16 protein-coding genes are annotated in these 23,104 nt (G+C 40.9%); 8 read left to right on the forward strand and 8 right to left on the reverse strand.

All coding sequences use genetic code 11. The features are described 5' to 3' along the window. The coding region (locus I3259_RS03870; RefSeq protein ID WP_238028416.1) for a permease at positions 1-947 on the forward strand (947 nt) is incomplete at its 5' end. Positions 948-1,049: 102 nt separating this feature from the next. On the opposite strand, the gene rdgC is transcribed toward I3259_RS03870, so the two are convergent. From rdgC to I3259_RS20275, 5 genes are all read right to left on the reverse strand, one after another. After that, positions 1,050-1,961, reverse strand: coding sequence for a recombination-associated protein RdgC (rdgC, locus tag I3259_RS03875; RefSeq protein ID WP_238028485.1), 912 nt, complete (start codon positions 1,959-1,961; stop codon positions 1,050-1,052). 157 nt (positions 1,962-2,118) lie between these two features. Beyond that, on the reverse strand, positions 2,119-3,345 hold the full coding sequence (locus I3259_RS03880; RefSeq protein WP_238028417.1) for an NAD(P)/FAD-dependent oxidoreductase: 1,227 nt from the start codon (positions 3,343-3,345) through the stop codon (positions 2,119-2,121). A gap of 308 nt (positions 3,346-3,653) precedes the next feature. Next, a complete protein-coding gene (locus I3259_RS03885; RefSeq protein ID WP_238028418.1) occupies positions 3,654-4,046 on the reverse strand; it encodes a hypothetical protein in 393 nt (130 codons plus the stop codon). Between the two features lie 170 nt (positions 4,047-4,216). After that, positions 4,217-4,459, reverse strand: a complete 243-nt coding sequence (locus I3259_RS03890) for a hypothetical protein (protein WP_238028419.1) — start codon at positions 4,457-4,459, stop codon at positions 4,217-4,219. A gap of 749 nt (positions 4,460-5,208) precedes the next feature. Further along, positions 5,209-5,913 (reverse strand): CatB-related O-acetyltransferase, encoded by a 705-nt coding sequence (locus tag I3259_RS20275; RefSeq protein ID WP_275949775.1) that lies wholly within the window; start codon positions 5,911-5,913, stop codon positions 5,209-5,211. A 243-nt stretch (positions 5,914-6,156) separates the two neighbouring features. On the opposite strand from I3259_RS20275, the gene I3259_RS03900 reads away from it, so the two are divergent. The 5 genes from I3259_RS03900 to I3259_RS03920 all read left to right on the forward strand — a co-directional run bounded on the left by I3259_RS03900 (position 6,157) and on the right by I3259_RS03920 (position 14,594). Further along, positions 6,157-7,389 (forward strand): exonuclease SbcCD subunit D C-terminal domain-containing protein, encoded by a 1,233-nt coding sequence (locus I3259_RS03900; protein WP_238028420.1) that lies wholly within the window; start codon positions 6,157-6,159, stop codon positions 7,387-7,389. Between the two features lie 14 nt (positions 7,390-7,403). Then, complete coding sequence (locus I3259_RS03905; RefSeq protein ID WP_238028421.1) at positions 7,404-11,201, forward strand: AAA family ATPase; 3,798 nt, start codon at positions 7,404-7,406, stop codon at positions 11,199-11,201. Positions 11,202-11,388: 187 nt separating this feature from the next. Next, entirely contained in the window at positions 11,389-12,078 is a 690-nt protein-coding gene (gene phoB, locus I3259_RS03910; protein ID WP_005369349.1) for a phosphate regulon transcriptional regulator PhoB, read from the forward strand. 159 nt (positions 12,079-12,237) lie between these two features. Further along, positions 12,238-13,575: a phosphate regulon sensor histidine kinase PhoR gene (gene phoR, locus I3259_RS03915; RefSeq protein ID WP_238028422.1), complete on the forward strand. Its 1,338-nt coding sequence runs from the start codon at positions 12,238-12,240 to the stop codon at positions 13,573-13,575. A 17-nt stretch (positions 13,576-13,592) separates the two neighbouring features. Then, positions 13,593-14,594 (forward strand): phosphate ABC transporter substrate-binding protein PstS family protein, encoded by a 1,002-nt coding sequence (locus I3259_RS03920; RefSeq protein WP_238028423.1) that lies wholly within the window; start codon positions 13,593-13,595, stop codon positions 14,592-14,594. Between the two features lie 93 nt (positions 14,595-14,687). On the opposite strand, the gene ppx is transcribed toward I3259_RS03920, so the two are convergent. The 3 genes from ppx to I3259_RS03935 form a co-directional block, all read right to left on the reverse strand. Then, a complete protein-coding gene (ppx, locus tag I3259_RS03925; RefSeq protein ID WP_238028424.1) occupies positions 14,688-16,208 on the reverse strand; it encodes an exopolyphosphatase in 1,521 nt (506 codons plus the stop codon). Further along, a complete protein-coding gene (ppk1, locus tag I3259_RS03930; protein ID WP_238028425.1) occupies positions 16,195-18,297 on the reverse strand; it encodes a polyphosphate kinase 1 in 2,103 nt (700 codons plus the stop codon). Before ppk1 ends, ppx begins: the two co-directional genes overlap by 14 nt. 121 nt (positions 18,298-18,418) lie before the next feature. Beyond that, complete coding sequence (locus I3259_RS03935) at positions 18,419-18,919, reverse strand: ACT domain-containing protein (protein ID WP_238028426.1); 501 nt, start codon at positions 18,917-18,919, stop codon at positions 18,419-18,421. 285 nt (positions 18,920-19,204) lie between these two features. On the opposite strand from I3259_RS03935, the gene I3259_RS03940 reads away from it, so the two are divergent. Both I3259_RS03940 and pstA read left to right on the forward strand, forming a co-directional pair. Next, positions 19,205-21,436, forward strand: a complete 2,232-nt coding sequence (locus I3259_RS03940; protein ID WP_238028427.1) for an ABC transporter permease subunit — start codon at positions 19,205-19,207, stop codon at positions 21,434-21,436. A 15-nt stretch (positions 21,437-21,451) separates the two neighbouring features. After that, positions 21,452-23,089, forward strand: a complete 1,638-nt coding sequence (gene pstA, locus I3259_RS03945; RefSeq protein ID WP_238028428.1) for a phosphate ABC transporter permease PstA — start codon at positions 21,452-21,454, stop codon at positions 23,087-23,089. Positions 23,090-23,104 lie beyond the last annotated feature (15 nt).

Here is a 23,104-nt window from a genome sequence, read left to right on the forward strand (position 1 = left end):
ACTGTGGCATGGATATGTCTAACATGAAACATGATAGCAGCGATTGCGGCATGGATATGTCTAACATGAAACATGACAGCAGTGACTGTGGCATGGATATGTCTAACATGAAACATGATAGCAGCGATTGCGGCATGGACATGTCTAACATGAAACATGACAGCAGCGATTGCGGCATGGATATGTCTAACATGAAACATGATAGCAGCGATTGCGGCATGGACATGTCTAACATGAAACATGACAGCAGCGATTGCGGCATGGATATGTCTAACATGAAACATGATAGCAGCGATTGCGGTATGGACATGTCTAACATGGCTATGCCATCAAAAAATGATACTGGCGTAATGGCAAAAATCACCAAATCTGCCAGCTTTTTCCAAATGGATTTGGCAATGATAGGCAAAGAGATCTTAATTGGTGTTGTTGTATCATCAATCTTAATTGCCTTAGTGCCTCAAGAAGGTTGGCGCGCCTTATTTATCAGTAACGATGCCGGATTACCTGCTTGGTTACACTCGTTCCTTGATGTCATTATCGGTGTTTTTGTTGCGATGATTGCCTATGTATGTTCAGTGGGTAACTTAATTTTAGCGGCAGCACTGTGGCATGGTGGCATTTCATTTGGTGGGGTGATTGGCTTTATTCTTTCCGACGTATTAACCATTCCAATGATGCGTGTGTACCAAAAATATTATGGTAAACGTCCAACAAAATGGATGGTGGGTTTACTGTTTATTGCGATTATATTTACAGGCATGTGCGTTGATGCCATTTTCAACGGTTTTGGTTGGGTAACAACCGATCAAACCTTACGTACTTTAAACCAATCTGGTTTTGGTATGAACATGACCACAGTGATGAACTTGATCTTCATTCCGCTTTCTATTTGGTATTACCGTTTAGGTAAAAAAGCCAATGCAGGCATGGAAATGAGCATGTAATCAATCTGCGAGTAAATAAAAAGCCGTGGTGCTCTAGGTTGTAAAAACAACAGAGCACCACGGCTTTTATTTTGCGTATTCGATGTCGATTAAATAAAGGGATTAGCCTTTATTTTCTAAACCGCCAACTACTTCAAATAGGTTTGGTAAGAATGCTGAGAACTCACCGCCCATTAGCGATAAGTCAGCATCAATACGTTGCGCCATATCTTCACGGTCGATATCTTCGTTTTGATCTTTGATTTCATCAGAAAACTTCAAACGCTTCACAGTTAAATCATCAGCAAGGACAAAGTCGACACGGTCTTGCCAGTTTAAAGCCAGTTTCGTTACCACCTTGTTTGCTTCAATATGTGCAAGAATTTCGTCACAGTTTAAATCTTGTTGCTTACAACGGATCACACCGCCATCTTCTTCAATCGCTTTAAACTCTGCCTCTTCACCGGTAGTGAAACCATGAGGCGCTTGATTGCTACGCACCCATTCTGTCATGGTTAGTGCTAATGGTTTTTCAGGAACGACAGGTACAACAGGTAGGCTACCGATAGATTTACGCAGTAGCGCCAGCATATCTTCGGCTTTTTTAAAGCTGCCTGCATCAACCACAATGTAGCCAAGTTTTGGCATGATCAGAGCGAAAGTCTGTGATTGGCGACTGAAAGCTCGTGGCAGTAAATCCATCACGATTTCATCTTTCAGCGTATCTTTCTCAGTCTTTTTCAGCTTACGACCAAGATCTTTTTCCTGCATCTCAACTTTGTTATTCAGTGATTCTTTGATCACAGAAGCAGGTAGCATTTTTTCTTCTTTACGCGCACAAATTAAAATATTGTCGCCAGAAACATGGGTGAACATATCACCATGCTTGCCTAATGCGTGTGCCCAGCCAAATTTTTGGATATCTTGGCTACCACAAGGCGTGAAGCGAAACTCTTCCAGCTGTTTTTCCAGTTGGTCTGCATTTAAATCAATTTCACGCGTAAAGCGGTAGGTTAGTAAATTCTTAAACCACATCATGGCAGTCACACTTCCTAGGGTTAAACAGTTGGGGCGCACATATTAACCTAACCACTAAAAATTACTAAGAGGCGTTTGTGATTGAAGCTTAAGATTGTGTAATAACTTGCTGAACTGTGAGTAAAATTAAATTTATGCTCTCACAATCAAACCGTTATATTTTAGGTTTGAAAACCGCTTTTAGACGTTTAGCAATCATTAACCGAGAAACTGTAAACATGTTACTGATGGTTCTTTGGTGTAAACGGAAAATCGTATCGTAGATGCGGCGAATAAGTAGCCCATGTAACACAAATTGACTTTCCATTTTAGAGCCGGGAGCAAAAGAGCCAACCGCAAAGTAATGCCCAACCGCAACCACCATGCCGCCATCTTTAAAGATAAAGTCAGTGAGCGGTTTACCATGCAAAAAACCACCTAGGCTTTTGGCTAAATGTTCTGCTGCTCGATTAGCCGCTTGTGCTTTAGGGGGGACAAAACTGCCATCAGGTTGTGGAATGGCTGCGCAATCACCGAGCGCGAAAATACAGTCATCAACGGTTGTGGTTAAATCCATATTCACTTCAATTTGATTGATACGATTATAAGCCAAGCCGCCAATACCATTTAGCCAATCAGGGGCTTTAATGCCTGCTGCCCAAAATTGAACATCGGCATCAAGGGGACGATCATCGCTTGTGATCATACTTTTCTCCGTCACTTCGCTAATGCGTGTTTGAAGTAAAACATTAATGTTATTTTTCTCGAGTTCTTGCTGAACTTTACGAGACATTTTTTCAGGGCTATTTGGTAATACGCGATCTGCCGCTTCAATTAAATTAATTGTTAACGGTGTGCCGTTATAACGTTGCAGCTTTCTACTGACTCGTTCAAGCTCTGCTGCCAGTTCAACCCCTGTTGCACCGGCACCAACAATATTAACTGTGCGGGCTTCTCCTGCTCGTAAAATGTAACTCATTCGGTGCCATGCTTGACGCGCTTGATTGGCTGAGTCTAAAAAGATGCAATGGTCTTTAGCGCCTGGGGTATTAAAGTCATTACTGACCGCACCAATGGCAATAATTAAATAATCGTAATCCAATTCGTAGTTAATGCCATCGGCAGCGCCACAGACAGAGATGGTCTTGTTCTCGCGATGGATATCCGTCATTGAGGCTTGATAGTGCTGGTAGCCATGTCGTGCACCATGTGTGAAATAACAAACCGTATCAAGATCGCTATCAAAGGTGCCTGCTGCTATTTCATGCAAGCGCGGTTTCCAGAAGTGGTGCGTTTCTGGTTCAACTAAAATGACATCATCTTCTTTTCTTATTGTTTTTTTTAATAGGGTAGAGAGTTCAATACCTGCGGCACCCCCTCCAACAATAACAATCCGTGACATAGGAACTCCTCATATAATTATTATGAGTCCGTTCATAATGAGGTCGTTATCATCAACGACCTATCGAAAAAAGAAAATAGACCGTTAGCCGATCATGAAAAGTCGGTAGCTAAAAAAGCGAAATGATAGGGTTAAAAATTACTCTAAAGTTTAGATGGGATTTTCTGATCTTGCGGACATTTGTTGCTGATAATTTCGCGTTGAGTGGAATGTGAGTAATGGAATAAATCGAGCAAGAAAAAATAGGTAGAACGTAAAAAAGCCTTGAGCAAAACTCAAGGCTTTAGAGGATTCATTTGGCAATGAAATTATTTAGCAGGCGCGAAATCTTCAGCAGCTTGGCGGTGTGCTGTGTAGATTGCTTCACCGTCACTTTCTGCATCGAAGATAACAGTAACGTCAGGTGAGAACAGAATAACGTCGCCCACTTCAGCAACGTATTTGTTGCCAGCAGTATCACGCATTACGATCTTACCTTTAGTAACCACTTTGTACTCGACTGAATCGTAGAAGTATTCAAACTCTACGCCTGGAGACATAGTGAAATGACCAATCGTCAATGGTGCGCTGTTGTTGGTTACAGCAACTTCAGCCATATCACTTTTTAAGCCTTCAACTTCTAACAGTTTGCTTAAATCATTTAGCTTAAAAGTCCCTGATTTGATCAGAGTGATGCCTGGCTTTTCGGTTAATGTTGTCATTGGATTGACCTTATTTTTTATAATAAGGCTGAAATAGCGGATTCAGCCTTTTGTAGGGTGTAACAAGAAGTACAATAATTACCTTTTTTCGAGTAATTATCGAAAAACATAAAGAACAATAGTTAAATGGTAATAATAAAATAAAGACTAACGTTCGTTATGGGTAATGCTTACTTATCTGCTGCTGAAAGTAGCTTTTCAGAAAAGTTTAATGCAGCTTTATGCTGTGAAAATACTAAGCCAGAGTGAGAGCGCTCAGCGGTACTTTGTTTTTGGTAGTGACCAACATTAACTGCATTAGTTGTTGATTTATTAAAGTTAATGTTACCAGTGAAGTTACCGTCTTTTGCTGCAGCAGTAAAAGATGTTGCGATAATAGCGGCTGCGATAGTTGCTTTAATAACTGTTTTCATGAGTAATAAAACCTTTTGTTTTGAGTTTTTGTGAACGCCTTGTGCGTTTCGATGTGACTATATTAATTCTTTCAAAAAACAAAACAATTGCGTTATTTGGTAATTAATTATTACCAAGGGGTAATAATTTATATCTCCAATATTAATTAGGATCGGGATGGGGTTGTAGGTTGTTGAATTTATAGGAAATGAAGTGAGAATCAATTTTTGAGTGATGCAAAACAGAAAAGCTATACTATCTTTTAAAGTTATATTAGCCTTTAGGTAAAGCGATAGAGTATACGTTGTACAATGACCAAAACTCACTTGTTATATTAATGATGGTCACTTATCGCCTACTAATAACAATGCTGAATTAGCTATCAACCATTTGTAGCTGGTAGAGCTATTGGTTGTTCTCAAATAATGCACCTTGTGATGCTGGTGTGTTACTTACTGTATCGTGGAAACTGTATTAGGCAGCGGTTTATCCTCTATGACTATCAGGTAAAATGTATGAAAGAAACATCAAAATCTTAGCCAGAAATAAATACGCTGTTACCTTAGAATGTCAAACATTAGTAAGTAACATCGCTCCATAGAGTTATGGAGCGAATACTATAGTATTAAAGGCGTAAATAAGTCCCAAATTGCATTATATGTGATGATGGCTTTATATGTCCGATAGCTGGATAACTGATTGTTTTTCTTTGTTTATCGGTATTACACTAATGATAGTTGTTTATATTAGTTCATTATATTACGTTAATTTATAAAGTTATTTTTTGTGGGTAGAAATACTTTATAGCCTCTTTGTTTTTTAAATATTTAAATACGGATATAAAAGATTGAATATCTAAATCCAGCTCTAGATCTTTATGATCAAACCATCGGTAATTCCACCATTCTATTTTTGTTAATTCTTGTACTACTTCTTCAGGAAAGCGGTATTTAATTATTTTAGCTGGAGACCCTCCTACAACAGCATACGGAGGAACATCTTTTGTTACTACTGAATTTGCTGCAATTACTGCTCCGTCATTAATTACAATTCCATTTTTTATCAATACATTTTCAGCTATCCAAACATCATTTTTTATTGTAGTTTGAGGGGGAGGGAGGATTTCTTTTATTTTTAATGTTTCGGATATATTAGGGAAAATTCCCTTATCATATGTAATGGATGATGTCGTGAATCTTTGTAATGGGTGATTTACTCCCATCGTTTTTACATTACTTGCTATTGAACAATATCTACCAACAGAAATGTTGATTGGTAGTTGTGAGTGAGAGTATGAAAATGCCCCCATTGACCAAATATTATGCCCTTTAAAAACACGGCAATTTTGTTCTATAACTACTTTTTCAATTGGTAGCTTAAATCGTGTTAATAAACTTCTTTTTGGTAAAAAAATACCATTTTCTTTCAGTTTTTTTCGAGATTTTAAAGATAATAAAATTTTTCTCTTTTTCATTATGAGTTCGCCTATATTTTTTTTATATTAACATAATGAAGTAGTTCTTAAATCACAAGATAGCGGTCTTTTTTATTTCAACTCACCTAAAACACACCTCATTTCACAAAACTAATTCCCTGACTTATTTATCAAAAATAAAATTGCGTGATAGCAGCGAAAGGCAGTGAAATAGCAGATGTGGTTTGGCAGATCTCACGGTACAATCAGCAGATTATTTCTGGCTAGGTTGCGCATTATATTATGAAAATTATCCATACCTCTGACTGGCACTTAGGGCATCAACTCCACGGTTATAACCGCGACTATGAACATCAAGCGTTCTTAGATTGGTTAGCCGATGAACTTGAAGCTCAGCAAGCGGATGCCTTATTAGTCGCTGGTGATATTTTCGATACTGCCAACCCGCCCGCAAGTGCATGGCGCATGTTGTATCGTTTTTTGGCGAAAGTGTCGAAAGCCCTACCGAATTTAGATGTAGTGATGATTGGCGGTAACCATGATTCACCAAGTAAGCTTGATGCGCCTCATGAACTATTAAAAGCCTTTGATTTGCATATGGTTGGCGGTATCCATCGTTTAGAAGATGGCACCTTAGATGTTAAGCGTATGCTGGTGCCTATCACTAATAAAGATAAACAAACTGCCGCGTATGTATTAGCAGTGCCGTTTTTGCGCAGTGCCGATTTACGTACCGATAACCTTGATGAAAACGACGACCGCTTAATTAAAGGGGTAGAAGTGCTATATAGCGATATGACCCAAGCCGCCCGTGAATTGCTTGCGCCAGAACAAGCGATGATCGGTATGGGACACGCGTACATGGCATCAGGGCAATTATCTGAAATGTCAGAACGCCGTGTACTTGGCGGTAATCAACATGCGCTACCAGCCTCAATTTTTGCTGATGATATGAGTTATGTTGCGCTTGGACATTTGCATTTAGCCCAAAAAGTGGCGAAGAAAGAGCATGTTCGTTATAGCGGTTCGCCGATTCCACTGTCGATGTCAGAGCGTAATTATAACCACCAAATTTTAGCGGTAGAATTTGATGGTAGTAACGTTAAAGCGATTGAAGAGATCAGTATTCCTCGTTGTGTCGACATGCTTAAAGTACCAACCAAACCCGCGCCGTTAGATGAAGTGTTAGCCGCATTAAAAGCCTTACCTGACGATGAATTGCCACGTGAGCAACAACCCTTTTTAGAAGTGCATGTGTTGCTTGATAAACCACAAGCCCTCTTGCGTGAAAAAGTGCTGCAAGCATTAGAAGGCAAATCCGTTCGTCTTGCCAAAATTACGCCCCATTATAGCCAACGCGAGCAACAAGATAGCTTGCAACACCGTCGATTATCTGAGGTGTCGCCACAACAAGTGTTCGCATTAAGTTGGAACAAGAAATTCGATGGTGAGCCAACCGAAGTAATGGCTGAAGCGTTTGAAACCCTATTAACTCAAGTTGAAGAACAAGAATAAGAGAGATAAAAACAATGAAAATCCTTGCGCTTCGTGGTGAAAATTTAGCGAGTTTACAAACCAAATTTGAGATTGATTTTGCGGGTGGCAGATTAGGCGATGCTGGCTTGTTTGCGATCACAGGTAAAACAGGGGCGGGTAAATCAACCTTGCTCGATGCGATTTGTTTGGCGTTGTTTGATCGTATTCCGCGTTTGCAATCAAACAAAAAGAACGATGCTGAAATCGGTCGTGACGATGAAGATAACCGCATCAAAGCTAATGATGTGCGTAGTATCTTATCGCGCGGTAAAGGTGAAGGTTTTGCCGAAGTCGATTTTATTGCCAATGATGGCTCACATTGGCGTTCTCACTGGCATGTTCGTCGTGCTCGTGGTCGTGCAGAAGGCAAAATTCAAGCCGCTGAACAATGGTTAGAAAACATTGAAACAGGGCAGCGTTTTGCGGGTAAGAAACAAGAACTACAGGCAGAAATTGAAAAGCTGATCGGCTTGAGCTTCGATCAGTTTCGCCGTGCTGTGATGTTGCCACAAGGCGAATTCGCGGCATTTTTAAAAGCAGGGGCTGATGAACGTGCTGCACTGTTAGAGCGTATGACGGGCGGTGAAATCTACGGTCGATTATCCATTGCAGCTCATGAACGAGCCAAAGATGAAAAGCTAAAACTGACGCAACTTCAAGGTAAGTTAGGTGATATCGCACTGTTAACAGACGAAGAGCGCGAAGCATTAAATACTCAATTGGTCAGTGCTCGTGAACAAGTTAATAGCCAACAACAAAAGTTAGAGCAACTTAAACTGCATCAAGATGTGTTGGTGAATGCTGAAAAACTGACGCAGCGTATTGGTGAAAGTGAGCAGCAGTTAGTACAAGCCAAGCAAGACCAACAATTAGCCGCGCCGCGTTATCTGCAATTGACCAAATATGAGCAAGCGCTTCCTGCTCGCGGTGATTTCACGCTATTAACCCAAGCGCAGCAACAAGTGCTCAAGTGGCAGCAATCACTACAATCAGCAACCGCTGAATTAACGGCTAAGCAGCAACAAAAAGGGCAATTACAAACCGATGTAGAGCAAAGCCAGAAGCAATTAGCGCAAAAACAACAGCTGTTAACCGATCTTGAGCCAAAACTAAAACAGGCGGCAAGTATTGAGCAAAAGCGTGATGCTTTACAGCAACAAAGCGCAGAATTACAGCAGCAATTAGCTGGCTTAAATAAAGACCTCACGATCCAGCGTGAGCAACTTGCGAGTAAGCAACAACAGCAACACGCCGCCCAGTTACAACAACAACAAGTGACTGCGGCATTGTCTCAAACGCAAGGGGTAAAAGCCTTAGCGGAGCAGCAAAATGCGATCAAAGATAACATCAGCCAGTATCAACAAGCGCAAAGCCAAATTGCACAGCTTCAAACTGACATAAAACAGCGTGAAACAACGTTAGCGAGCGTGGCGCAGCAGCAGATCCAATTTGATAAACAGCTTTCTGCATTGGATCAGCAAAAGCTACAATTAACGCAGCAAACCGCTGAGCACGATCTCACTGCATTAGAGCAATTACAAGATCAAGAACGCCAACATTATGCTGCGTATCAGCAATTCAGTAGTAAGCTAAAAGAGAGTTTATTCGGGCTAGATAAATGGCATGGTTTGCTTCAACAGCGTGATAAATCTCAGCTTCAGCAGCAAGGTTTAGTGACGAATATTGCTAGCAGTGAGCAACGTTTAGCAGCATTAAGCCCTGAGTTATTACAATTAGATGCGCAACATAAAGAAGTAGAGCTTCAGCTAAACCAAAGCCGTGCTGTCATGAGCTTAACTGACTATCGCGAGCAACTTGTTGAAGGTGAAGCTTGCCCACTGTGTGGCTCCGAAAATCATCCTTATCAGCAGCACAATCCGCAAGTTGAAAGCATTATTAGCCAACAGCAACAGCGATTACAGCAATTAGCCCAGCAATTGCAAGATGCTAATGCCGAGCAGCGCCAGCTAACTCAATCTGTCTTGCAAGATAAGCAACGTCACACTGACATTGAGCAAGAGATTGTAGGGTTTAATAATACGATTCAGACGTTAGTTAATCAGCAGCAATGCCATTGGACCGATCTCATGGCAACGGATCTAAATGCTATTACTTTAGCTGAAATTACCTTATCGACTGACAGCGATCTAGCTCAGCTTTCTCATTATCAAGCACATTGGTCACAAGCAGTCGATGATGCTAAATCGCAAATGCAACAGATTAAAGTACAGGGTGAGCAGCGCAAAGTGCTGATTGCAGAGGTTAAGCAACAGCAGCTTCAATTACAGCAATTAACTAAGCAAGAAGCCGAGCTAAAAGAGCAATGCTATTTGTTAACGCAGCAGCAAACTCAAGCGCAAGAACAATGTAATGCGTTTACGGCGCAGTCTAATAATATGCAAAACGTGATAGCTGAAAGACAGCAGGCGTTAATGACAATCTATGGTAATGACGCATGGATAAATGCATTAGCTCAGCAAGGTAAAGCGGGCTTTATTGCCGATTTAGAGCGCCAAGTTCAGCAATATCAAACCAATATTGAGCAACAACAATTGCTTGAAAAACAGCTGGCAGAGCTTGCACCAGTGCTCGCGACATTAACCAATAGCGTTCAGCATGGTGAGCAACAAGCCTATGAGTTAACGGCAAAAGTAGCCCGTCTCACAGAAGAGCAACAGGTTTGCTGGCAACAACGTATTGAGCTTATTGGCGATCAGCCACTCGATACGATTGAACGCTCAGCTAAAGCCGATGTTGATGCACAGCAGCAACAATGCCAACAGCGACAAACACAATTAAACCAATTGGCAGAAGTGATTGCCGCAGAGTTAACCAAACAGCAGAACGCGACCCAACAATTAGCAGAATCTGAAACAGCACAACAGAATTTACAACAAGTGTGGCAAGCATGGTTGGAAAAGCTCGCGTTAACGGAGGCTGAATTAACGGCGTTATTAAGTCACGATGAGGCATGGTTACAGCAAGAGCGCAGTGAGCTAAAACAGCTAGAGCAAGCGGTGTCGCAAGGCGAAACCATTGTTAAAGAAAGACAGCAAGCACAGGTGGATTATCAGCCGACGGTTGAATTAGCCAAGCAGTGGTTTAGCGAACATGACATTAGTGATGACGCCTCAACTCAGCAGCAATTGTTTAGCCAATGGCAGACGGAAAAATCGCAACTTGATGATCAAGTATTCCAATTACGCCAACGTTTAGATTTAGGCGAACAAGCTGAGAAACAAGCTGGCGATCTTCGCTCAGCATTAGCGACCCAGCAAACGCAAACCGAGCTATGGATGGAAATGAGCGATTTAATCGGCTCGGCTACAGGTAATAAATTCCGTACTTTGGCTCAAGGGTTAACGCTGCAACAGCTAGTGATTAATGCCAATCATCACTTGCAAGATCTTGCACCACGTTATGCGTTACAACCCGTTCCTGGTAGCCCGTTAGCATTGCAGGTGATCGATCATGATATGGGCGATGAAGTACGTAGCGTTGAGTCACTCTCTGGCGGTGAGAGTTTCTTAGTGTCGCTATCTTTAGCACTTGCATTAGCCTCACTGGCGGCAGACACTCGACAGCTCGGCTCTCTGTTTATTGATGAAGGATTTGGCACCCTAGATCCTGATAGTTTAGAAATGGCATTGGCTTGCCTTGACGCACTTCAAGCGGATGGTAGACAAATTGGCGTTATCTCTCACGTTGGCACTTTAGTTGAGCGTATCGGGGTGCAAGTGGCTGTTGAAGCACAAGGCGGTGGACGTAGTAATATTGCCATAAAAGGTTAATATAAATACTAATCAACCCATTGTAATTATTTAATATTTATCTTGTTCTCCTATGGATTACGGGAATGCTTAAATGATGCATATTCAACTTGGTTTATACTTTTATTACAAGAAGTCACAAAAGTGTAATATTAAGCACACATAATGGCGCAGGTCAGATGAAGCAAACGACTAGGTATATTTGATTATGGTAAGACGGATTCTTGTGGTAGAAGATGAAGCTCCAATTCGTGAAATGTTATGTTTCGTGTTGGAGCAAAAGGGCTATCAAGCGATCGAAGCTGAGGACTATGACACAGCACTAGAGAAAATGTGCGAACCGTATCCTGAGCTGATTCTCATGGACTGGATGTTACCCGGTGGCTCAGGTATTAACCTGATCAAACACCTTAAGCGCGATGAACTTACACGCCAAATCCCTGTTGTTATGTTAACAGCACGTGGTGAGGAAGAAGATAAGGTTCGTGGTCTTGAAGTAGGTGCGGATGATTACATTACTAAACCATTTTCTCCTAAAGAGTTAATGGCGCGCTTAAAAGCGGTTATGCGTCGTGTATCACCAACAGCATTAGATGATGTGATTGATGTGCAAGGGTTGAAATTAGATCCTGTATCGCACCGTGTGACATCGGATGATGAGCCATTAGAGATGGGCCCAACAGAGTTTAAAATGTTGCACTTCTTTATGACGCACCAAGAGCGTGTTTATAGTCGTGAACAGTTACTTAATAATGTTTGGGGCACTAACGTTTATGTTGAAGATCGTACCGTTGATGTTCATATTCGTCGCTTACGTAAAGCGTTAGAGTCTGGTGGACACGATAAGATGGTGCAAACAGTACGTGGGGCAGGTTATCGCTTCTCAACTCGCCCATAGTAGTGATTCACAACCCATACTAGGGTTGGCTATATAAAGAAAAATACGAGCCTTCATCCATTATCGCAGTTCGATAAGGTTGGAGGTTGTGTTGTTTGTACGAGTAAAGAAATTTAATGTAACGGATCCATACCATAACTCCGTTACAAGGAGTAAAACATGGTCGAAAGATTGTCATGGAAAAAATTGGTATGGGAGTTAATTCTGTTTTATCTACCGTGGATCATCCTTGGTATGATTTTCGGTTATTTACCATGGTTTTTACTCGTTGCAACATGGATCCAACTGATTTGGCATTTCCACAATCAGCTAAAAATGTCAGATTGGTTATGGAAAGATCGCAGCCTGACTCCTCCTTCTGGCTCAGGCAGTTGGGAGCCGCTATTTAATGGCATGTATCGTTTACAACAACGTAATCGTCGTCGCCGTAAAGAACTAACAACCCTAATTCGTCGTTTCCGTAATGGTGCTGAATCATTACCCGATGCGGTTGTTGTATTCCGCAGTGAAGGCAATATCGTTTGGTGCAATAAATTAGCGCAGCAATTATTGGGCTTACGTTGGCCTGATGATGCGGGTCAACCTATCAGTAACTTATTAAGAAGCCCTGATTTTGTCCGTTATCTGGCAAGACAATCTTTTGATACGCCATTAGAAATTACTTCACCAATGAACTACGACCGCACCTTAGAACTGCGGATCATGCGTTATACCGAAGGTGAGTATTTGATGGCGGTACGTGATGTGTCTCAACTTAAACAGCTTGAAGGCATGCGTCGTAATTTCTTTGCTAACGTTTCTCATGAATTGCGTACACCAATGACGGTGCTGCAAGGCTATTTAGAAATGTCGGCAGATCCAGATATGTTATCAGGACCGATGTGGGATCGTGCACATGGTGTGATGACAGAGCAATTAGCACGAATGAATGCGCTAGTTGAACAGTTATTAACCTTGTCAAAAATTGAAGCCGCTCCAACCATTGAGCTAGAGGAAGTGGTGGATGTGCCTGCGATGCTAGATATTTTAGAAAAAGAAGCGATCTCACTCAGTGGGGATAAAAATCAGCACTTTAATTTCGAGATTGATCAGAGCTTAAGTGTCTTAGGTGATGATGATCAGCTACGTAGTGCGATTTCTAATTTGGTTTATAACGCAGTTAAACATACTCCAAGTGATGCTGATATTACGGTTCGTTGGTATCGCTCGCCTAATGGTGCAAGATTAGAAGTTACAGACAGCGGTGAGGGGATTGAAGCTCAGCATATTCACCGCTTAACAGAGCGTTTCTATCGTGTGGATAAAGCCCGTTCTCGTGAAACTGGCGGTAGTGGTTTGGGACTGGCGATTGTTAAACATGCTTTGAGCCACCATGACTCTCATTTAGAAATAGAAAGTGAGCTTGAAAAAGGCAGTACTTTCGCCTTTACGCTACCGTCTCGATTAATTGCAGATCATACTCAAACGGCTGAATTAGCCGATGATATTTTTAAGTGATTAAAGAGATGAAATGTATGGGTAAGCGATTGAAATCTTTTGCTGGGGTATTGTTGTTATCACTGGCTGGCAGCGCTCAGGCTGACACTGAAACATCCAGTATAGAAATATCAAGCGTTAAAGCAGCAGAGAAAAGCTTATTGCCTTATCAGAAAGTAAGCGGCATTTCGGGTAACTTATCATCGGTTGGTTCGGATACATTAGCCAATTTAATGACCTATTGGGCGGAAGAATTTAAACGGCGCTATCCAAACGTCAATATTCAAATTCAAACCGCAGGTTCATCAACAGCGCCCACTGCATTAATTGAAGCGACCGCGCAACTTGGCCCGATGAGCCGAGCAATGAAAACCAAAGAGATTGAAGCATTTGAGCAAGAGTATGGCTATAAACCGACTGCGATCAAAGTCGCGGTCGATGCACTTGCGGTATTTGTGCATGAAGATAATCCATTAAAGGGGATTAACTTTGAACAATTAGATGCGATTTATTCACGAACATTACGTTGTGGTGGATTAAAGCCAATCACCCAATGGGGGCAGCTAGGTTTATCGGGAAGCTGGCAAGATCGTGGTATTCAGATCTATGGACGAAATTCAGTTTCAGGGACGTATGGCTATTTTAAAAAGCATGCGCTGTGTCGAGGGGATTTTCGTAACAATGTTAATGAGCAACCGGGATCGGCATCGGTTGTACAATCGGTATCAACCTCATTAAATGCGATTGGCTATTCAGGGATTGGCTATAAAACGACAGGTATTAAAGCGATACCTGTGGCACGAGAAGGGGATGATTACGTTGAAGCGACGATTGAAAATTCAGTTAGTGGGCGCTACCCATTATCACGCTTTTTATACGTTTATGTTAATAAGCATCCGAATAAACCGTTAGCACCGATGGAAGGTGAATTTTTACGATTTATTCTGTCGAGTGATGGGCAAAAAATAGTACAAAAAGATGGTTATATTCCGTTACCCGTAAAGGTTGTTGAACAAAACTTGGCAACGCTTGGACTATAACAGTTCATCATGTTGTACTATTTGCTAACGATTTCCTATCAACAACAACGCCAGCATCTCGCTGGCGTTGTTGTTTTTAAATATTGGATATAATTACGAGTCACTCAATTCATTAACCTCTAACACCCATCCTGCTTTATGCCAATATTCTTGTTCTGTGCGCATATCAGCTGCGAGTAATTTATTCTCTGTAGTCCAACCTTTAGGAAAGGTTAATTGCCAATGCTCTTTATTGGCATCAACTTGTATTTTCGGCAGTGGTTCATCACTACGTTGCCCATTTAACACTACGGCAATACGTAAGGTACGAATTAATGGATAAAGATGTTTACGTTTATAGATGGTCAATTCGGGCATTTCAGTCAGTTTTAATGCTTTACGTTGATAGCGTACTAAGGTTGAAAGTACCGTTTGTTGTTCGACATTAAACCCTGGCATGGTGCTATACCGGAGTAAGTAAGCACTATGTCGGTGAAATCCGGGATAGCTAATACTTAGCCCAACCTCGTGGAGTAGTGCTCCCCATGATAGCAAGGTCGATAATTCATTTTTGTTCATGCCCGGTTGAGTATCTATTTGATCGTAAATTTCAACCGCACTCGTTTGAACGCGCTTAGCTTGTGTGGTGTCGATATTGTATTGTTTTGCCATTGCATCAGCGGTTCGAATGCGAATATCACTGTGGCGGAATCGTTGCTCCATTTCATACAGAAGCCCTTCACGTAATGCGCCACTGGAAAAATGCATATCATTAATATCAAGCGCTTCAAAAACAGCACTTAAAATCGCTACACCTGCAGCAAAAACAGGTTTTCTTTCATCGGTTAAGCCCGGAAGTTCGAGATCATCTTGATGTTTGAAGGTGCTAATTTCATCTAGTAATCGATTTAAACGAGACGATGTGATCACGCCATCACTATGGCCTTGAGCGATTAATACTTCGCGAATTGCTTTAATGGTGCCAGACGAACCTAAGGTTTTATCCCATCCAATATCGGTATATTTACTGGCGATACTTTCAAGCTTTTGGCGTGCCGCAAGTTGTGCCGCCGCAATGTTCTTATGACTGAGTTTGCCATTAGAAAAAAAGAGTTTGTTGTAGCTTACACATCCCATATGTTTGCTATACAAAATATGGGTATCAAATTGCTCACCAATAACTAATTCTGTGCTGCCACCACCGATGTCTACTACCAGTTTTTTACCTTTATCGGGTTGGGTATGTGCAACACCAAGATAAATTAAACGGGCTTCTTCTGTACCAGGAATGATCTCGATGGGGAAGGGTAAAATACGCTCTGCTCGTTGGAGAAAAATATGTGCATTTTGCGCCTGACGTAATGTGTATGTTGCCGCAATACGGACATTCTCAGGCTTAAAACCTTGCAGTCTTTCGGTAAACATTGCAAGGCAGCTTAAGCCTCGATTCATAGCAGCCTGATCAAGGTTTAGATGTTTATCAAGCCCTGATGCAAGGTGGACTCTTTGTTTATGACGGCTGACAATTTGTAGGCTTTGACCCACAATGCGAGCCACAACCATATGAAAGCTATTTGAACCTATATCGATAGCCGCTATTTCGCGAGGTTGTGGCGAGGAATTAGTTTTTGTCATTGTTTTTCTCTGTTTTTTCAGCGTGTTTTCTAAGTTTCTTCTCGCTGTGTTTCAGATAATCATAAATTGCCGTTTGGGAGCGAATCTTACGTCTATTACCACGAGGCACATAATGGTTATGCATGCCTTCATCAATAATGCGTGCTTTGACGGTATCGCAAAGTTGGATATTGAGAATATCGATAATACGTTGTTTTAATATTGGTGAAGTAATAGGACACCCGACTTCAATACGATTATCAATATTACGGCTCATCCAATCAGCCGATGAAATATACACATCCGTATCACCATTATTTTCAAATACTGCGACACGAGGGTGTTCTAGAAATCTGTCGATAATACTGATCGCAGTAATGTTGTCACTGATCCCTTTAATTCCTGGGATTAACGAACACATACCTCGAACAATTAATTTAATTTTCACGCCGCTATTACTGGCTTGATATAGCATATTAATCAAGCCTCTATCGACGAGGTTATTGACCTTAAGTGTAATACCAGATGGTAGGTTTTGCTTGGCGTGAGCGATTTCTCTATCAATCAGTTCATATAATCGAGAGCGAGAGTTACGAGGGGATACAATTAAATGCTTAAATTCAACGGGACGATATGGGTTCGCTATATAAGCAAAGACTTGTTTTACTTCATCGGTAATGGCTTTATCACAGGTTAGGAGTGAAAAGTCGGTATAAATTCGGGCGGTTTTTTCATTAAAGTTACCCGTACCGATATGCGCATATCGAACCAGCTCGTCTGATTCTTTACGGGTAATTAGGCAGAGTTTGGAGTGGATCTTTAAACCGGGTACGCCAAAAATAACGTTTACCCCAGCCTCTGTGAGACACCTTGCCCATTCAATGTTGGCTTCTTCATCAAAGCGGGCTTGCAGTTCAACCACGACGGTAACGTTTTTACCGTTGTTGGCAGCATCAATCATAGATTCAATAATGCGTGAGTTTTTAGCCACGCGATAAATATTGATTTTAATACTACGAACTTTGGGATCGTAAGAGGCTTGTCGTACCAACTCAGTTATATGACTAAAGGTGTGGTATGGGTAATACAATAAAATATCTTGTGCTTTTATAGCATCAAAGGCATTCCGAGCTGAGCTAAATTGATAGCTTTTAATTGGGGGGAGTTCTTTATTTTCTAAATAGCTTCTGCCGACATTAGGGAAGCCAATAAAGTCTTTAAAGTTATGGTAGCGTCCTCCGGGGATCACACTGTCATAGCTCGATACTTGGAGTTTATCGCATAACACATTGATCATATCACCAGGCATATCGCGCTGATAAACAAAGCGTACAGGCATCGCCGTTAGACGTTGATTTAACCCTTCTGACATTTGCTCTAGCAAGCTATGCTCAACTTCTTGACTGAGATCGTATTCTGCATCACGGGTCATTTTCATTGCAAAGACAGCAAGATCGTCATATTCAAAAAAGCCGTTAAATAAATCATCGATACAAAGTCGAATGATATTATCAAGCAAGATAAGGGTCTTCTGGCGTTTACCTTTGGTTTTGGGTAATTGGACAAAACGAGGCAGTTGATCGGTTGGGATCTCTATTAACGCATAATGGGTTTCTCTGCCTTTAGTCATAGCGACAGCAAGGTAGGAGTATTCATCCTTGAGTACTTGAAGTATGTCGATATCGTCAGTGAGTAAAATCGGGGTAACATGAGGCAAAATGGTGTGTTGGAAATAGTGTTTCAACCATGCTCTCTGGTTGTCTTCTAACTGCAATTCATTGACTAAAAAGATATGGCGGCGTGCCATTTCTAACAATATTTCATTGTATAACGTATCAAAATCTTGATTTAACTTAAGTACTCGGCTTTGGATCTTACTTAATAATTGTTTGGCTTGATCACTGCCACCTTGTGCTTCACGAATTAAGATCTGGCGCTTCACATCAGCAAAGCGCACTTTGTAGAACTCATCTGTATTGCTGGAAAAAATACCGAGAAATCGTACACGCTCAATAAGAGGAACGGACTTATCTGCTGCTTCTTGTAATACTCGTTCGTTAAAAGAGAGCCAACTTAGCTCTTTTTCAATATATAGATTTTCAGTGATCATGTGCGGTATTTATCCTTGTCGCCTTGCATTACAAAATAAAGCTGTTTGTGGCAAATATAAGGGATTAGCGTTACAGTGAGATGTTAATCTGAGTGATTGTTTTATCAGTCAAATGTTTCGATTATTGATCAATATCTATGGTTAAATCATCGGCTAGTTGTTCTAATTGTTCTTGTACTATATCGATAGAGAGATCGGCTGGGAGTTCAAGTTGAAATTGTGCGGTAAAAATGGGGTATCCCCAATTAGGTGCGCTTTTCGTTTTGGTGTTGAGTTTATAGATGTTTATGCCTAGTTGATGCAGATGGGTGGTGACTTCTTTTACTATCCCTAATCGGTCATTACCTGTAACAGTTAGCTTCTGCATAAGCTGTTGTGAAGAAGCTTTGATTTGTGCTTCGACAATGTGGATCTGTAGCCCATCAATTTGAGATAATGCTTCGCTAAGCTGTTGAATATGTTGAGTTGAAACTTCAACTTGAACAATGCCTGCAAATTGTCCACTTAGTTGGGTTAATGAGCTTTTTAACCAATTTGCATGGTTGTTATACACCGTGTCTGAAAGTTGCTCGACCAGCCCCGTTTTATCTTTACCGATAACAGTAATAATGAGTTGTTTCATTACAGCTCTCCTTATTCGTAATGGTTGTGATGCAGTGACAATTAAGCAACAAACTGATTGATACTTATTAATAATTATCCTAACAACAATTTATGCTGTCTATGGTTGAAACGGACGTAAATGAGTAAATGCGTAAGTAGTCATGATTCATTGATTTCAAATGACATTTCTTTCAGTTCTGATTTATAAAGTTGTGCGATATAGCGTTTTGGATATATCACCTGTAATAAAAGTGTCACGTAATAGAAATACACTTTAGTCCGTATAAATAGGTTTGAGGTAATAATGGCACACGCCAGTTCGTTTTTAATGGGAGAAAACCATCTTCGCCGAATGAAAGATAAGTTAGCGCGGTTAGGTGTGACGGCTGGTGGTATTTTTGTACTTGTAACCTTAGTGCTGATTTTTTTCTATTTGCTCTATGTCATTGTCCCGATTTTCTCTTCTGTTTCAGTGAAACCAACTCACCAGTTTTCATTAACCTTGGCAGGTAACACTGCGCGAGTAGGAATTGATGAAAGTAATACCTTAGCTTATCGTTTTACCACCGAAGGTCAGGTGGACTTTATTCGATTAGCACCACTACCTGCAGCAGGAAAGGTGATTAAACAACAAACACTGGTCACTGATCCTACTGCCGTTGCAATCAGTTTGCCGCGGGATGGAATGGTTGCGTATGCATTGCCGGGTGGACAAGTGAAAATAGTGAAAGCTGATTTTCATTTCACGTTTGATCAAAACAAAAAACAGCTATTCCCTGTTATTGATTATCCTGTTGGTAAAGCGCCTTTATCGATCACTCCTAAACAAGATGTTATTGAGAAATTAGCTATATCTGGGCGAGAGAATACTATTATTTTGGCTGCCTATACAAAACAACATCTACTTTCTGTTGTGAGGTTATCTCATTCTGAAATGACCGCAGCAGATGATAAAATATGGCAGCAATTTCAATTTAATATTAATGATGCGCCAGCAAATGTTGAGCAACTTGTATTAACTCCAGATGGTAAAACGTTGTATGTGTTAAGTGAATCAACACTTTTTACCTATAGCCTCAATCATCAAAGTGCAGTACTAAGAGAGACGACAAAATTATCTCTTGATAAAACAGTGACGCCTGAACGAATCAATTTATTGTCAGGGGCGAACTCTTTATTAGTGACAAACTCGAATAATACGATTACCCAATGGTTTGAAGTGGTCAAAGAAGGAAAACGCCAATTAGTAAAGGTGAGAGACTTCCTTTTTTCTTCTAGCCCTATTGTGAAAATTGTCCCTGAGTATTACCGCAAAGGCTTTTTTGTTATTCAGCAAGATGGTCGAGTATCGGCTTATTATACCTCTGAGCGCGATGTGATTTATCAAGATCAGGTTTTTGATACTGTCCCCCAAGATATCGCAATATCACCTAAGGCGAATATGTTGCTCACGCTAGATAAGGGCAAGTGGCAAACCTATAAAGTGAATAACACCCATCCGGATATTGGTATTTCATCATTGTGGCAAAAAGTGTGGTATGAGGGATATTCAGAGCCTGATTACGTTTGGCAATCAACGTCTGCCAGTGATGAGTTTGAACCTAAATTGAGTTTGGTACCGATTATTTTCGGTACGTTGAAAGCTGCAGTTTTTTCAATGTTATTTGCGATTCCACTGGCATTGGCTGGGGCGATTTATACCGCGTATTTCATGTCATCTAAAGTACGTCGATTAATTAAACCAACGATTGAATTAATGGAAGCTTTGCCGACGGTCATCTTAGGCTTTTTAGCTGGAATTTGGCTGGCACCGATTGTCGATCAAAATCTGACAGGGGTTGCCTTAAGCTTTGTTGCATTACCTATAAGTATGATTGTTATTGGTTTTATCTGGTCAATGCTCCCTGGTCGATGGCGGTCACGTATTCCTCATGGTTTCCATATTGCTATTTTGATCCCGATGATAATACTTGTTGGTTATGGTTGTTTTGCAGTTAGCCCTTGGTTATCGGATAGGTTACTTGGCGGTGATCTTCAGAGTTATTTATCTCACCATTATGATATTGGTTACGATCAGCGTAATGCGTTAATTGTCGGTATCGCAATGGGTTTTGCGGTGATCCCTACTATTTTTACGATTGCTGAAGATGCGGTGTTCTCTGTACCTAGCCATTTAACGAAAGGCTCTCTTGCACTAGGTGCGACACAATGGCAAACCTTAACTAGGGTGGTATTGCTAACAGCAAGCCCTGGTATTTTTTCTGCGGTAATGATGGGGTTAGGTCGAGCTGTTGGAGAAACAATGATTGTACTGATGGCGACGGGGAATACCCCAGTCATGGATTGGGATTTGCTACAGGGCTTAAGAACATTGGCGGCAACCATTGCGATTGAAATGCCTGAATCGGAAGTGGCAAGTTCGCATTATAGGGTATTGTTTTTAGCCGCATTTGTATTATTCGTATTTACCTTTGTATTTAATACAATTGCAGAGGTTGTGAGGCAACGTTTACGTGAAAAATACAGTTCACTATAAGGGAAGGGAGCGATCATGATTAAGTGGTTTAAATCCGGCTCTCCTTGGATTTGGGTAACAGCAGGTGCTGTTAGCTTAAGTCTCGTTGCTGTTTTAGGATTACTATTGTTGATTGGCTATAAAGGCTTAAGTTACTTTTGGCCTTCACCTGTTTATCAATTCGATATCGATATTGCAGGTAAAAATCAAACTGTGATTGGTGAGCTGTATGATAGCAAAGCGATCCCTTTGGAACAGTTACGTGAAGCTGGGATTGATGTTTCTCATATGTCTGGCCCAGTGGAAATGCGTTATCTCATCAAAATGGGTAATCGTGAACGAGTTGGTACTGACTTTTTGACCATATTAAAAAGTCAAATTAAGCACCAAGAAATAGCGAAAAACATCGCCGTTGTCGATCGAGAAACGAATGGTAAATTTTACGGCTATCCAATCGCAATCATGGCAAATGGTGTGCGTAATAGCATGGAGTATTTACCTGTCGCATTAACTGAAGCTTCTGAAATTAGAACTGAATTAAAGAAACTACAAGGCATTGAAATTGCAGATATTAATTGGCACTTAGAAAAACTACGTTTGGAAAAGCGCCAACTGATTTTAAAAGATAAATTAACACCTGATGAAACTGCGCGAATTGAACGTGAGGAACTGAACTATAAAACGATTTATAAGAACATTGAAAATCGTTTGTTTTCATTACAATCTCAATTAGATAGTGCCAGTTTATTACTTCGAGATAGCCAAGGTAAAACGATCACCTTATCGATGTCTCAAGTATTAGATATTTGGTACCCCAATAATTTAACCTTTATCGAAAAGTTTCAGCATTGGGGACATCAGGTTTATAAGTTTTTAGCCAAAGCACCTCGTGAAGCCAATACCGAAGGCGGTGTATTTCCAGCAATATTTGGCACGGTATTTATGGTATTGCTAATGAGCGTAATGGTGACGCCATTAGGTGTATTAGCGGCAATTTATCTTCATGAATATGCAGGAAATAATACCTTTACTAAGATAATCCGTATCGCGGTTATTAACCTTGCGGGTGTACCGTCTATTGTCTACGGTGTGTTTGGATTAGGTTTTTTTGTATATATGGTTGGGGGGACAATTGATGATGTGTTTTTCTCTGCTCAATTGCCTACACCAACTTTTGGTACCCCTGGAATTTTATGGTCAGCATTAACATTGGCGATCATGACATTACCTGTTGTTATTGTATCAACGGAAGAAGGGTTATCGCGAATCCCGAGCTCTGTGAGAAATGGCTCTTTGGCATTAGGCGCAACTCAAGCGGAAACCTTATGGCGTATAGTACTCCCCATGGCAAGTCCTGCCATTATGACGGGGTTAATTTTAGCAGTCGCAAGGGCGGCCGGTGAAGTGGCACCTTTGATGTTAGTTGGGGTCGTAAAAATGGCACCAACATTGCCCGTTGATGTTCATTTTCCTTATGTCCACCTTGATCGTAAGTTTATGCATTTGGGGTATCATATTTATGATGTTGCGTTTCAAAGCCCGAATGTTGAGGCTGCAAGACCCTTGGTTTATGCGACGTCATTTTTATTAGTGACAGTGATTGTAAGTTTGAATTTAACCGCAATTGGGATCCGTAATCATCTGCGTGAAAAATTTCGCTCTTTAGAGCTGTGATAAAACGTAGTGCGA

This window comes from Photobacterium sp. Ph5, from assembly GCF_022129445.1.
GTDB lineage: Bacteria > Pseudomonadota > Gammaproteobacteria > Enterobacterales > Vibrionaceae > Photobacterium.

Coding starts and splice junctions, on each gene's coding strand:
- phoR (WP_238028422.1), top strand. CDS start 12,238: ATGGTCGAAAGATTGTCATGGAAAAAATTGGTATGGGAGTTAATTCTG.
- I3259_RS03880 (WP_238028417.1), bottom strand. CDS start 3,345: ATGTCACGGATTGTTATTGTTGGAGGGGGTGCCGCAGGTATTGAACTC.
- I3259_RS03940 (WP_238028427.1), top strand. CDS start 19,205: ATGGCACACGCCAGTTCGTTTTTAATGGGAGAAAACCATCTTCGCCGA.
- I3259_RS03920 (WP_238028423.1), top strand. CDS start 13,593: ATGGGTAAGCGATTGAAATCTTTTGCTGGGGTATTGTTGTTATCACTG.
- I3259_RS03890 (WP_238028419.1), bottom strand. CDS start 4,459: ATGAAAACAGTTATTAAAGCAACTATCGCAGCCGCTATTATCGCAACA.
- rdgC (WP_238028485.1), bottom strand. CDS start 1,961: ATGTGGTTTAAGAATTTACTAACCTACCGCTTTACGCGTGAAATTGAT.
- I3259_RS03885 (WP_238028418.1), bottom strand. CDS start 4,046: ATGACAACATTAACCGAAAAGCCAGGCATCACTCTGATCAAATCAGGG.
- I3259_RS03935 (WP_238028426.1), bottom strand. CDS start 18,919: ATGAAACAACTCATTATTACTGTTATCGGTAAAGATAAAACGGGGCTG.
- ppx (WP_238028424.1), bottom strand. CDS start 16,208: ATGACAAAAACTAATTCCTCGCCACAACCTCGCGAAATAGCGGCTATC.
- I3259_RS20275 (WP_275949775.1), bottom strand. CDS start 5,913: ATGAAAAAGAGAAAAATTTTATTATCTTTAAAATCTCGAAAAAAACTG.
- I3259_RS03905 (WP_238028421.1), top strand. CDS start 7,404: ATGAAAATCCTTGCGCTTCGTGGTGAAAATTTAGCGAGTTTACAAACC.
- I3259_RS03900 (WP_238028420.1), top strand. CDS start 6,157: ATGAAAATTATCCATACCTCTGACTGGCACTTAGGGCATCAACTCCAC.
- ppk1 (WP_238028425.1), bottom strand. CDS start 18,297: ATGATCACTGAAAATCTATATATTGAAAAAGAGCTAAGTTGGCTCTCT.
- phoB (WP_005369349.1), top strand. CDS start 11,389: ATGGTAAGACGGATTCTTGTGGTAGAAGATGAAGCTCCAATTCGTGAA.
- pstA (WP_238028428.1), top strand. CDS start 21,452: ATGATTAAGTGGTTTAAATCCGGCTCTCCTTGGATTTGGGTAACAGCA.